General features: G+C 68.1%; 9 protein-coding genes. 1 reads left to right on the plus strand and 8 read right to left on the minus strand.

What is annotated here, in order from left to right; genetic code table 11:
* Positions 1 to 58: 58 nt before the first annotated feature.
* The 3 genes from O3669_RS00820 to aspS all read right to left on the minus strand — a co-directional run bounded on the left by O3669_RS00820 (position 59) and on the right by aspS (position 3,728).
* The gene (locus O3669_RS00820) at positions 59 to 1,225 is read right to left on the minus strand and encodes an enterochelin esterase domain-containing protein (RefSeq protein ID WP_371523250.1); all 1,167 of its coding nucleotides are present in this window, start codon (positions 1,223 to 1,225) and stop codon (positions 59 to 61) included.
* 3 nt (positions 1,226 to 1,228) lie between these two features.
* Positions 1,229 to 1,846, minus strand: a complete 618-nt coding sequence (locus tag O3669_RS00825; protein ID WP_295917851.1) for an L-threonylcarbamoyladenylate synthase — start codon at positions 1,844 to 1,846, stop codon at positions 1,229 to 1,231.
* 76 nt (positions 1,847 to 1,922) lie between these two features.
* Positions 1,923 to 3,728: an aspartate--tRNA ligase gene (aspS, locus tag O3669_RS00830; RefSeq protein WP_371523252.1), complete on the minus strand. Its 1,806-nt coding sequence runs from the start codon at positions 3,726 to 3,728 to the stop codon at positions 1,923 to 1,925.
* Positions 3,729 to 3,830: 102 nt separating this feature from the next.
* On the opposite strand from aspS, the gene O3669_RS00835 reads away from it, so the two are divergent.
* Positions 3,831 to 5,246 (plus strand): MFS transporter, encoded by a 1,416-nt coding sequence (locus O3669_RS00835; RefSeq protein WP_371523253.1) that lies wholly within the window; start codon positions 3,831 to 3,833, stop codon positions 5,244 to 5,246.
* Here the strand turns inward: O3669_RS00835 and O3669_RS00840 are convergent.
* From O3669_RS00840 to O3669_RS00860, 5 genes are all read right to left on the minus strand, one after another.
* The gene (locus tag O3669_RS00840; RefSeq protein WP_371523255.1) at positions 5,234 to 7,420 is read right to left on the minus strand and encodes a DEAD/DEAH box helicase; all 2,187 of its coding nucleotides are present in this window, start codon (positions 7,418 to 7,420) and stop codon (positions 5,234 to 5,236) included. The two genes, O3669_RS00835 and O3669_RS00840, sit on opposite strands and share 13 nt — an antisense overlap.
* A 222-nt stretch (positions 7,421 to 7,642) precedes the next feature.
* Positions 7,643 to 9,244 (minus strand): GTPase, encoded by a 1,602-nt coding sequence (locus tag O3669_RS00845; protein WP_371523256.1) that lies wholly within the window; start codon positions 9,242 to 9,244, stop codon positions 7,643 to 7,645.
* A complete protein-coding gene (locus tag O3669_RS00850; protein WP_371523257.1) occupies positions 9,241 to 10,893 on the minus strand; it encodes a GTPase domain-containing protein in 1,653 nt (550 codons plus the stop codon). The genes O3669_RS00845 and O3669_RS00850 overlap by 4 nt, the downstream gene beginning before the upstream one ends.
* Positions 10,894 to 12,246, minus strand: a complete 1,353-nt coding sequence (gene hisS / locus O3669_RS00855; protein WP_295917870.1) for a histidine--tRNA ligase — start codon at positions 12,244 to 12,246, stop codon at positions 10,894 to 10,896.
* Between the two features lie 33 nt (positions 12,247 to 12,279).
* Positions 12,280 to 12,999 (minus strand): MBL fold metallo-hydrolase, encoded by a 720-nt coding sequence (locus tag O3669_RS00860; protein ID WP_295966459.1) that lies wholly within the window; start codon positions 12,997 to 12,999, stop codon positions 12,280 to 12,282.
* Position 13,000: the final 1 nt, after the last annotated feature.

The following is a 13,000-nucleotide window of genomic DNA, read 5'->3' on the forward strand; positions in this document are numbered from 1 at the left end:
AGGCAAGCCTAACCTGGTAATGACTGCATATCCTGACAAGTTCCCCAGTCGGACAGGCTCACACACACCACTCGTCGAGTGCAGCCAGTAGTCCCTCTCTCCACCAGGCAACATCATGCCCACCCGAATAACGCTCCAGCCTGACAAGCGCACCGCACTCCCCCAGCAGGGCGGCGCAACGTTCAACGACGGGGGCCATCGCCACCTCGCGTGCACCCACCTGACACCAGATTGTCAAGCCGGACAGCGACCGACATGCACCCCTGCCGAGGTCACCCATCAGCGCGCCCTCGCCCCGGCCTCGTACGTCCCCACCCCACCACAGGGACGGAGACTGTGCGATAAAACACTCGACGGGGACGGAGCCGCCGAGCGCGGCCTGAAGCACCGCGAGGCCACCAAAAGACTGACCGGCCACGGCCACGGGACCGACCCCAGCCACGTCACACACCGCGCCCAGCAGCGCGCTCACCGCATCGGCGTCCGTCAGCTCTCGGCGCCTGGCCTCCACATCACCCGCGCCGATCGTCACGACGCGCAAGCCCGGGTAGCGCCGCGTCAACCAGCCCACGCCGTTGGCACGCCACACGTCGCCATCGAAGACGACGAGCGTACGCGTGGGCGCCTGCTCCCCGTCGTGCACGACGACGCATCGGGAGAGCCCGCCTCCGATCCGGGCACGGACCCTGGCCCCGATATCTTCTTCGCGCGTGGCACGCATCGACGGGGCTTCGACGTCACCGCCCGGCCAGGACATCTGTGCATCAGGTCCAACAAAAATCGACGCGGCGTGCCCGCGCCCGTTGACGAGCCTGAGCGGGTTACAGGCGTCGGGACGCGCTTCCTCGACGAGGCGAACCCAGCTCCCCATGTCGACACGCACGCGCGGATCAATCCCACCCGGCCCGCACAGGGCAAATTGATAGCTGAGGATCACATCGGCGGGGAGGGCACACTCCAGCTCGCGGGCACCGTCGCGCCAATCCATGCGGAAGGCCTCGATATGCTCACGCGAACGATCCGTCACCGTATTGAGCAGGAGGTAGCACTGCGCGCGCTGCGGCGCCTCACACCGGAACGTGACGTGAACGGCGTCAACGCCGTCGATGAGCAGGCGCTCCCCCACAAGGGGAAGCCCGCTCGTACCGACGCGCCGACGCGCCATCGCACCGGGCGTCAGCCGACAAAAGCCCGTCTGTGAAAAAGACGATTCCTCGAAGGCCACAGATCAGTCGAAGAGCGAAATGTCGCCCGCGCCCACGCGCGCCACGACGGCATCCCCGCCCGCGAAGTTGATGACCGTCGTCGGCTCAGCAACGCCGACCGGCCCCACCACGACCAGGTCGACCTGGTGGCCGATGCGCTCGTCCACCTCGAAGCCGTCCGTCAGCGGCTCGGTCTCGCCCGGCATAATCAGTGTCGAGCAGGCCAGCGGCTCACCGAGGGCCTCGACGATCGCCTGCGTGATGACGTGGTCCGGGATGCGCACGCCCACCGTGTGCTTCTTCTTGTTCAGCATGATGCGCGGGACCTCCTTGGTGCCACGCAGGATGAACGTGTAGGGTCCGGGGGTGAGCGCCTTCATCGTGCGGAACTCGTGGTTGTCCACGATGACCAGCTCGCCGAGCTGGGCGAAGGAGTGGCACAGCAGCGAGAAGTTGTGCTTGTCGTCGAGCTTACGGACCGTGCGAATCGTGTCCATGCCCGACTTGTTGCCGATCTTGGTCGCGATCGCGTAGCCGGAGTCCGTGGGCAGCGCAATCGTACCGCCGCGCTCCAGCAGGTCAACGACCGTGTTAACCAGACGTGCTTGAGGATTTTCCGGATGCATCTCAACGTACGACATGCATCTATTGTGCACGAAACCCCCACCGGCCGGGGGCCGGATGGGGGTTTCGTGGACACGACTTGCGCGACCTAGATCACTTCTTGTCCTCGTCGGGGGCTTCCTCGCCGCGCTTCTTCGGCTTCGCGTCGACGCCAGCTTCCTTACGCTGCGCGGGCGTAATCGGGGCCGGGGCCTCGGTCAGCGGGTCGAAACCGCCGCCGGACTTCGGGAAGGCGATGACGTCGCGGATCGAGTCGGACTTCGTCAGCAGGGAGACGATGCGGTCCCAACCGAAAGCGACACCACCGTGCGGCGGGGCGCCGTACTTGAAGGCATCCAGCAGGAAGCCGAACTGCGTCTGGGCTTCCTCCTCGCCGATGCCCATCACGTTGAACACGCGGTTCTGGACGTCACGGCGATGGATACGGATGGAGCCGCCGCCGATCTCGTTGCCGTTGCAGACGATGTCGTAGGCGTAGGCCAGCGCGTTGCCCGGGTCCTTGTCGAAGGAGTCGACCCACTCGGGCTTCGGCGAGGTGAAGGCGTGGTGAACGGCCGTCCACGCGCTGTGGCCCAGCGCGACGTCGCCCTCGGCCTCGGCGTCGCCGGTGGGCTTGAACAGGGGCGCGTCGACAACCCAGGTGAATGCCCAGGCGTCGGGGTCGATGAGGTCGCAGCGCTTGCCGATCTCCAGGCGGGCGGCGCCCAGCAGCTCGCGCGAGGGGGTGGGCTTGCCGGCGGCGAAGAAGATGCAGTCGCCGGGGTTGGCGCCGGTCGCGGCGGCCAGGCCCTCACGCTCGGCCTCGGTGATGTTCTTGGCGACGGGACCGCCCAGCGTGCCGTCCTCGGCGATCGTGACGTAGGCCAGGCCCTTGGCGCCACGCGCCTTGGCCCATTCCTGCCACTTGTCGAAGGTGCGACGCGGCTGCGAGCCGCCGCCGGGCATCACGACGGCGCCCACGTAGGGTGCCTGGAACACGCGGAAGGTCGTGTCCTTGAAGTACTCGGTGAGCTCGGTCAGCTCGAGGCCGAAGCGCAGGTCGGGCTTGTCCGAGCCGAAGCGCTCCATGGCGTCCTTGTAGGTCATGCGCGGGATCGGGGTGGACAGGTCGTAGCCAATGAGCGCCCACACGTTCTTCAGGACGTCCTCGGCGACCTCAATGACGTCGTCCTGGTCCACGAAGCTCATCTCGATGTCGAGCTGGGTGAACTCGGGCTGGCGGTCGGCGCGGAAGTCCTCGTCGCGGTAGCAGCGCGCGATCTGGAAGTAGCGCTCCATGCCGGCGACCATGAGCAGCTGCTTGAAGAGCTGGGGCGACTGGGGCAGGGCGTACCAGGAACCGGGCGAGAGGCGTGCGGGGACGATGAAGTCGCGCGCGCCCTCGGGGGTCGAACGGGTCAGCGTCGGGGTCTCGATCTCGACGAAGTCGCGGGCGTAGAGCGCCTCGCGGGCAGCGCGGGAGACCTTGGAACGCAGGCGGATCGCGTACTGCTCGGGCTCGCGGCGCAGGTCCAGGTAACGGTACTTCAGGCGGGTTTCCTCACCCACGTTGCCGGAATCTTCAGCATTGGAGGACACCTGGAACGGCAGGGGCGCGCTGGTGTTCAGGATTTCGATGTCGTCACCCATGACCTCGATGGCGCCGGTGGCCAGGTGCGGGTTTTCGTTGCCTTCGGGGCGAGCGCAGACCTCGCCGGTAACCTTCAGAACGAACTCGGAGCGCAGCTCGTGGGCCACGCGCTCGTCGCGCACGACCACCTGGGCGATGCCGGAGGCGTCACGCAGGTCAATGAAGGCGACACCGCCGTGGTCACGGCGACGGTCCACCCAACCGGTGAGCGTCACAGTCTGGCCAACCAGGTCGGTGCCGAGGGTTCCAATGTTGTGAGTGCGAAGCACTGTTATTCCTTTCGTTGTTACCATCCGCGAGACAGGCGGCGGCAGTGTTATTGTACGCGCGCTCGGTCTGGGAGCACGCTCGCCGCGAGTAGGATAGTCAACATGCCCGCTGACGCTACTTCTTCCTCGCACGCACGCGCCTCGTGGACTCCTGCCGAAATCGGGTTGGCGATCAGTTCCGTCCTCCTCATCACGCTCGTCGCTTTTGAGGAGCTGGCAGCCACGACGATCATGCCTGCTGTCGTCGCATCGTTCGATGCGGCCGCCTGGTATCCGGTCGCCTCGGGCGCGGCGTTGGCGACGCAGCTGAGCGCCACGGTGGTCGCTGGTGCGTTGGCCGACTGGAAGGGTCCGCGCCTCGTTCTGTTCGGCGGCATGGTGTTGTTCGCGGTGGGCCTCGTCATTTCAGCCGTGGCGCCGACGATCATTATCTTCGTCGTTGGCCGCGCGTTGCAGGGCCTGGGCGGTGGCCTTCTCGTCGTCCCTCTCTACGTCCTTATCGGCGCCGTGGCGTCTCCTGGCCATCGACCCGTCTTTTTCGCAGCCTTCTCGCTCGCGTGGGTGCTGCCCTCGCTCGTGGGTCCTGCGATTGCCGGCCACGTCACTGAGGTGTGGGGGTGGCACTACGTGTTCGGCGTCGTGCCTCTCTTCGTCGTGATCGCCGCCGTGCCGGTGGTCTACGTGCTGCGCACGGTACCCGCGAGTGAGGCCAGAAAGGCCGTGCGTCTGGCCTCGCTGGCACGCGACGCACTCCTGGCGGGCCTGGGCGTCGTGCTCCTGCAGCTCGCGGGCGCGCTGGCCTCGCCGCTGTCTCAGCTCGGTATCTTCGCCCTTGGCGCGGCACTCACAGCGTGGGCTCTGCCCCGCCTGCTGCCGCGCGGCACGTTCCGATCGCGCGCGGGAATGCCGTCCGCAATCCTCTCGCGCTTGTGCGCCATGGCATCACAGGTCGGTCTGGCCGTCATGATTCCCCTGGTCCTTCAGCGGGTACATTCCTGGTCCGAGGCCTCCTCCGCTTGGTGGGTCACGCTGGGGTCGCTCACGTGGTCGGTGGGAGCAGTTGCCCAGGCGCGCGTGCACGATCCGATCTGGCGGCGCCGCCTTCCCGTCGCTGGGGGCGCACTCATGGCAATCGGCGCGATCCCGGTCGGCGCGCTTCTGGTTCCTGCTATTCCCGTGTGGGTGGCCTTCATCGGCTGGCTGCTGGTCGGCCTCGGCATGGGCCTCGTCCACGCTCCCCTGTCCGTCATGGCCCTCGAGGTCACGCCCGAGGCCAAGCACGGACGCGTGGCCTCGTGGCTGCAGGTCGCCGACTCAGCGGGCCCGGCCCTCGAACTCGCCCTCGTGTCGGTGGCCATGAGCGCGTGGGCGGCCACCGCCCAGGCGGGCGGGGCGGCCTACGCTCCCTATTGGGTGATTGCTTGCGCGCTCGCCATCGTCACCGTGGTCGCCGTGCGGCGACTGCGTCCCGCTCAGGAGGCAACCACGGCGGACGGCGCGAGCACTCAGTCGTCGTAGCGACGCTTGCCGAACTGGCGGCGTCCGCCCTCACGGCCTCCGTCGCGCTCCCAGCCGCCATCGCGGCCACCCTCACGCTCGCGACGAGCGCGCTTGATGTCCTTCTCCCAGCGCTCGGTGCGCACGCTGCGGCGCGGACGCGATCCGTCGCCCTTCTCGAAGCGGTGCGGGCGCTTCTCGTCGCGCTCACCGTAGCGTCCGTCGCGTCCGTCACGGTCCCCGCCGAAGCCGCCACGGCCTCGTGAATCGCGGTCGAAGTCGCGGCGCTCACGGCGCTCGAAACCATCGCGATCACCGCGCGCGCCCGGACCCTCGTCCACGCGGATGCGCAGCTGGCGGCCCGAGACGTATCCCTTGGAGATGCGGGACAGCTGCTCGCCGGACAGGTCGGCGGTGATGTCCACCAGGGAGAACGTCGGGTAGATCTCGATGTGGCCGATGTCGCGGCCGTCGATACCGCCCTCGCCAGCGATAGCGCCGACGATAGAACCGGGCTTGACGCGGTCCTTCTTGCCAACCTCGACGCGGTAGCGCGTACCGGAGCCGGGGGCCGGACGACCGCCACCGCGGCGGCGCGCGCCGTTCGCCCCGCCCTTGATCGGGCGGTCCTTGTCGCGGCCCGCCTCGAAGGTGGCGCCCACGAACTCGCCGGACTCGTCCAGCTGCTCCTCACGGCGGATCTTGCCGTTTCCGCGGCGATCCTTCTCGTGGCGGGGCGCAGGGCCCTCGTCGCCCACGGCCGTGGCCATCAGGGCCGCGGCGATGTCCTCGACGCTCACGTCCTCACCCATGTCGGCCAGCAGGCCCTTGTACATGTCGAGGCGGCCGCGCTCGATGCGGGCGGACAGGCCCTCGAGGAGTCGGCGGGCACGGAATTCGGAGACGGCGGCGGGCGAGGGAATCTCGACCTCTTCCATCTCGGTGCCCGTCAGCTTCTCGATGCGGCGCAGGCGGCCGTGCTCGCGCGGGGTGAAGAAGGTCAGCGCGCGACCCTCGCGCCCGGCGCGGCCGGTGCGGCCGATACGGTGCACGTAGGCCTCGGGCTCGCGGGGAACGTCGAAATTAACGACCAGCGAAATGCGCTCCACGTCCAGGCCGCGCGCGGCCACGTCGGTGGCGACCAGCACGTCGAGCGAGCCGTTCTTCAGGCGCTCAACCATGCGCTCACGCTCGGTCTGGGCGACGTCGCCGGAAATGCCAGCGGCACGGAAGCCGCGGCCGGACAGCTCGAGGGACACCTCTTCGACGTCGGCGCGGGTACGCACGAACACGATGGCCGCGTCGGCCTCCTCCTGGCCGGCCGCGATGTGCTGGGCGCGGGTAGCCAGGACGCGGGACAGGGCACCGATCTTGTGCTTGTAGGGCACGACCGCGTAGGTCTGGTGAATCGTGTCGACCGTCGAAGACTCCGTGGAGACGGCGACCTTGACGGGATCCTTCAGGTGCTCGCGGGCGACCTTTTCGATGGCGGCAGGCATCGTCGCGCTGAACAGGGCCGTCAGGCGATCATCCGGGGCGCTCGACGCGATCGTCTCGACGTCCTCAGCAAAGCCCATGCGCAGCATTTCGTCGGCCTCGTCGAGGACCAGCATGCGCACGTTCGACAGGTCCAGCGCACCCTTCTCGATGAGGTCGATGACGCGGCCCGGGGTGCCGACGACGACCTGGGCGCCGCGCTTGAGGGCGCCAATCTGCGGGCCGTACGGCGAACCGCCATAGACGGGGACGACGTCAAGGCGAGCGGTGCGGGCCGCGAAATCCTCGATCGCCTGGGCGCTCTGCATGGCGAGCTCACGGGTGGGGGCCAGGACCAGAGCCTGGACGTCACGCTCATCGGCGTCGACGATGGCCAGCAGCGGCAGGCCGAAGGCTGCCGTCTTGCCGGTGCCCGTCTGGGCGATGCCGACGACGTCGCGCAGCTCCAGCAGCGGAGGGATCGCAGCGGCCTGGATCGGGGTGGGCACGCGGAAGCCCATGTCGGTAACGGCCGCGAGGATCTCCTCGGGCAGTCCGAGGCTGGCGAAGGTCACGGTGTCTTCTGCGTCCTCGGTATCGCCCGTGTCATTATCGCCCGTGTCATTATCGTTGACGTCGTCGACCAGATCGTTGTCCTCGTCCATGATGTCGTCGCGCTCATCGCGCTCGTCGAGGTCCATGTAGTCCTCAGAGGGCATAGTTATTCCTTGCTGTTGCATGTGTTGGGGTAGCAAAACCATCGGGGCGGGCCATCTGGGCTCCTCAGCGCGGCCTCACCCATAACAACAAATCCCGCATCCCGCGGGGCACCATAACAAGGGGCTGCGCCTCATCGCTGCCACCAGCATAGCGCGGGCGTTGGTGCACAAGGCGCGCGTGGTCGGCGAACTCACTGTTCAACCATACTGGTGAGTGCCGCTTCACACCCTTTCATCAAGGTGCAAGCGCGCCACGAAGGAAGCAATGCTCACCTGCCGGTTGTCCTCCGCGCGCAGCGGCACAATAACGCAGCGTTCGACCTCATCGCGGCACATTGAGCGGATATCCTCCATGACGGCGCGCTTACGACGCGAGGCCACCCACGCGCAGAAGGCCCGACTGAGCCCGGCACACAGGAGGCTCACCGCCACAGCACAAGCAATCACCGCGGTCGGAACGGGAATCGGACCGATGGCGGGAACGACCGCGTCGATGAGGACCGCTCGACCCAGGTGGACGAGGACGATCCAGGCAGCGCCGATGAGAACACACAGCCAGGCAACCAGCTGAGCGGCACCGAAAACACGCGCGGCCAGGGGCGGGGCTGCGCTCACGCGCAGATTCGCCGAGAGCTCGCGGTGGGCTGCCGCCGGCACGTCGTTAGCGCCCGACAGTGCCCGCTCGATGAGGAGGCCGCGCCAGCGGTCGGGACGCCCCGCAGAGCGCGCTGCGACCTCACGGCGCACAGCATTGGCAAAAGCGGCGTCGTCGGAAGCACAGCGCGTGGGCAACGTCGGGGTCGTCGCGCTCTCCTGACTGCTCTCCTCGCCCAGGTGCAACCGTCGCAGCGGATCGACCCCAACGCGCGCAAGCCAACGCAGCGGGAGCCAGCCGCCCACACGCCTTCCGGCTCGCAGCGTAGAGGCGGCCACGGCCTCGGCGATAACGGGCGCCCCGGCCAGGTCGGCGGCCTCAACCGCCAGGTCGGACGCCATCCCCTCAGTCTCCACGCCGCGGATCGTGCCAGACACGCCGACGGCGTCGCGCACGAGCCGTGCGGCCTCGGCCAGCGCGGCGCGGGCCCGGATCGCCTGACCCGACACCCGCGCACTCTCCCGGGCCAGGTGAGCGGCGAGAATGTCAATCCCCTCGCCCGTGACCGGCGAGACCGCCACGATCGACGCCCCGGCCAGGCCGCGCGCATCGAGGAGACGGCGCAGGTCAGCCTCGATGGACGCGCGCTCATCCTGCCCGAGTGTGTCGATGTGGGTGAGCACGACCGTCACGGACGCGTGCGAGGAGCGCAGGCGCGCGAGCCATTCGTCGTGCAGGCGCGCATCCGCATACTTCTGCGGATTGACCACGACGACCAGGGCGTCCACGCGCGAAGCCAGGCGCCCGGCGACCTCGCCGTGCGAGACCTCAACCGAATCGATGTCGGGAAAGTCGATGATGGCCGTCTCACCAGCCAGGTCCCCCGGCGCGTCCACGCGACGGCTGACGCCCAGCCAGCCGAGCAGTTCCTTGGGCGCACGGCCGCGGGGCAAAACCGCGCATGGCTCGTTGGTCGTGGGCCGCAGGACTCCCGCGCGCACGACCTCACCCCCGGCCAAGGCATTGACCAGCGACGACTTGCCCGCGCCGGTGCCGCCGAGCATGCCGATCACGCACCACGTCGGATCGATCTCGGAGCGATCCGAGGTCACGTCGATGAGCTCCCGGATGCGCTCCAAAGTCTGGGGAGCGATGTCGGAGGCGGCGGCAGTGGCGATCTGGTCCAGATCTGCGGCCGCTGAGGCGATCGGTGTCGAGGCGCGCCTCATGCCAGCACCTCCCTGGCCTGGCCGAGCGCCGCCTCGAGCGCCTCAAGGCGAGAGCGTTCATCGAGGCGCTCCAGGCGCCCAGAAATCGGCGCGACCACCTCGGTCAGCGAGGACGCCGCGAGGCGTTCAAGGGCCTGACGTGCCTGCTTCGTCAGTGAACGCACAGTGCGCTCGCCGAAATAGGATTCGAGAATCGTCTGCGACAGGGCTGCGGACGCGCCGGCGACGCCGACCTCCACGCCCGTCACGCCACCTGTCATCGCGAAGGCGCTGACCATGAGCGAGACGGTCACAATGTTGATTCCGCCAGCCAGTAGGCGGCCCGTCACCCGCGAGGACTCCGCCTGCCCGCGCACGATCTCGGTGATCTCCGCCGTCCACTCCTGGGCTGTCAGGCGGGCGCGCTCCAGAGCCTGGTCCGCGTCGATCATCGCCTCCAGGTCGTGCGCTTCGCCCACGGACTGGGCCAGCCGCAGGGACTGGTCCCACGCACGGTGGTACGTATCCGCCAGGCGTTGGGCGAGGCCGCCGGTCAGGTCGCGGCGCACCTGCACCTCCGGCGCCGCGGTGCCGCGCACGGCACCCCAGATACGCTCACGCAGGCCACCAACGACGCGCGCAAAGGTCCGGGTCATGTCCCACGACCCCAGGACCTCGGCAATGCGAGCGCTCACTTCTCCGCGCAGCACGTCGTTGCTCGAGGCTGAGGCAACCTCGCGCGCGCCCGTGGCCACGAGCGACTCAATGCCCTCACGCGCCGCTTCCAGGCGCCGGTAGCTCTCGCGGGCACCGTCCAGTGCACGCGTCGCCTCCGCAAGAGACGAGGAAATTGCACCCGTGAGGGAGCGCCTCACAATGGCCGCGCGCTCCGACGCATCGTGACCGATGCTCTCCAGGAAAGAGCCGAGAGGAGAGATCGCCGTGATGGGCAGGCGGCCATCCGTCAGCTCCTGCTCGGCGATCGTGATGATCGGAACGTCACCCAGGCCTCGTCGACGGGCGAGAGCAGCCAAGTCCGCGCGCACCTCGTCCTGCGCGCCGACGGGCACTCGATTCAGCACAATGGCAACGCGCAAACCCCGCCCGGCCGCCTCCTCCAGGTGAGTCCACGCAACGGCGTCGGCGTAGCGCGCGGCGCTCGTGACAAAGACCCACAGGTCCGCGCCGTCAAGCAGCTCCGACGCCAGGCGGCGGTTGCCTTCCTCGACCGAGTCGATGTCGGGGGCGTCCAGAATACCCACGCTCGGCCACATCACGTCGTCGACCGCAACCGTCACGGCGTCCAGACTTGTGCCCTCCCCGCCCTCATGCTTGGCCAGGCGCGGCAGCACACGATCCGATAGGAACCACGAGCGGGCACGAGGCGCGCACACCAGGACCGGACGGCGCGTCGTCGGGCGCACGGCACCCGCACGGCTCACGTTACGGTCAAGAAGAGAGTTGACCAGCGTCGACTTACCCGACCCGGTCGACCCACCAACCACGACGAGCAGCGGTGCATCAGCGTCCTCCAGGCGCGGCAGTACCACGTCCTGGAGGCGGCGAAGCGCGCGCTGCGCCTGCGCGCGGCTGCCCGGAGGCATCGCCTCGCACGCCTGCTCGAGCGCGCCCGCCAGAGCGCGGGACGCCTCAACCGCGGTGACCGACACTCAGGGCATCACCCTCTCAACCGAGGGGGCCGCGTCCGCGTCTGGAAGCATCCACGTGGCGGCGTCGGCGTCCACCTGCTCGCCGGTGCGAATGTCCTTGACAGTATCGCTCGCGCCGTCCTCGCCCGGGAACCAGACGAAGGGGATGCCGCGCTTGTCGGCGAACTTGATCTGCTTGCCGAACTTGGCGGCGCTGGGGGCGACATCCGTCGAGATGCCTCGGGCGCGCAGGGCGGCCGCGATCTCCTCGGAGCGCTCGCGACGCTCCTCGTTCGTCACCGCCACGACGACGGCGGTGGGCACCTTGCGCGAGGCGCGCGCCAGCGGCGCCGAAATCATGCGGGAAACCAGACGTGAGACACCGATGGACAGGCCCACGCCCGGATAGGTGCGCTTGCCGTCCTTCGCCAGCGAGTCGTAGCGTCCGCCCGAACAGATCGAGCCGAGGTCCTCGTGGCCCTCAATCTCAGACTCGTAGACGCTGCCCGTGTAGTAATCCAGGCCGCGAGCGATCTTCAGGTCCGCGACGACGGCGCCCGGCATACGCTTGTTCGCGGTGTCGAGCAACGCAGTCAGCTCGCTCAGGCCCTGCTCGAGCAGCTCGCCGCCCACGCCCAGGGAGGCGAGACGCTCGCGCACCTCGCCCGAATCCGCGGTGCGGATCTGGGCCATCTCGAGCAGCACCGAGGCCTGCTCGGCGTCGATGCCGGACTCGGCGAGTTCCTTGGCAACGCCCTCGGGGCCGATCTTGTCGATCTTGTCCAGCCCGCGCAGGGCCGCCTCGACGTCGGTAACACCCAGCGACTCGCACACGCCCTGGACGACCTTGCGGTTGTTCACGAGCACGCGCACCGGCGGGATCGGCAGGTTGTTGAGAGCCTCGGCCATGACGAGGGGCAGATCCACCTCGAAGTGGAAGGGCAGCTCGCCGTTACCGACAACGTCGATATCGGCCTGCGTGAACTCGCGGAAACGGCCCTCCTGGGGACGCTCGCCGCGCCACACCTTCTGGATCTGGTAGCGCTTGAAAGGGAAATCCAGCTCGTTCGCGTTCTCCACGACGTAGCGGGCGAAGGGCACCGTCAGGTCAAAGTGCAGGCCCATGCCCTTGTCCTTAGGCGCACGCGCCCCGGAAGCGGCGGCCTTGAGGGCCTGGAGGCGATCCAGAACGTAGATCTCCTTCGAGGTCTCGCCCTTGGCCTCGAGCTGAGCCAGCGTCTCGACCGCGCGCGTCTCGATGCCCGCGAATCCGTGCAGCTCAAAGACACGGCGCAACTCGTCGAGGACATGCATCTCGATGATGCGGCCCTCGGGGAGCCATTCGGGGAAACCTGACAAAGACGTGCGAGCCATAACGTAATCCTTTGAAAACAAACGGTGCCGACGCTAGCCAATGCGGCGAGCGCGGATCAAGTATTGGTTGGAGCGTATCTCATCCGCCATCGTGGTTGCCGGACCGTGGCCGGGGATGAGGATGGTACGCGGGTCCAACGCGTTGGAAATAGTACGCAGCGAGTGACGCATTTGCGTTTCGTTACCACCGGGCATGTCCGTGCGCCCCACGCTGTCCTTAAAGAGCACGTCGGCACTCAGTGCCCACGGCACCTGCTCCTCGCTGGCGTAGAAGGACTGGTTGTTGACGCGAATATCGAGGGGGCTGTGCCCCAGGAACACCGCAGACCCCTCCGTGTGACCGGGGGCGGGCACCATGCGCAGCCACACGCCCGGAGTCAGCTCGACTGAATCCGCGGGCATCTCGCGCAGGTCGGCGGGCTTGACCCACTCGCCGACGAAGTCGGGCGGCGGCATCGGCAGGAACGAGGCCGGGTCATCCATGCGGTACATGTCCGGTCCGGGCAGGTACACCGGGACGGTGGCACCATCGGCCCCCCACGTGGACACCTCGGCGGCGTCCCACACGTGGTCGGGGTGACCGTGAGTGAGCAGCACGGCTCCAACGCTCACGCCCTCGGCCTCAAGGACCTCGCGGATCAAGTGCTGGATGCCGGCAGAAGGGTCGACAACAAGGGCTGTGCCCGCCCCGGAAGGGACGAGCACAAGCCCATTCGCCGCGTAGAAAGGCGACGGAATAACGTGAAGACGCATG

It is taken from the genome of Pauljensenia sp. 20925_1_34, from assembly GCF_041432775.1.
In the GTDB taxonomy this organism is placed as follows: Bacteria; Actinomycetota; Actinomycetes; order Actinomycetales; family Actinomycetaceae; genus Pauljensenia.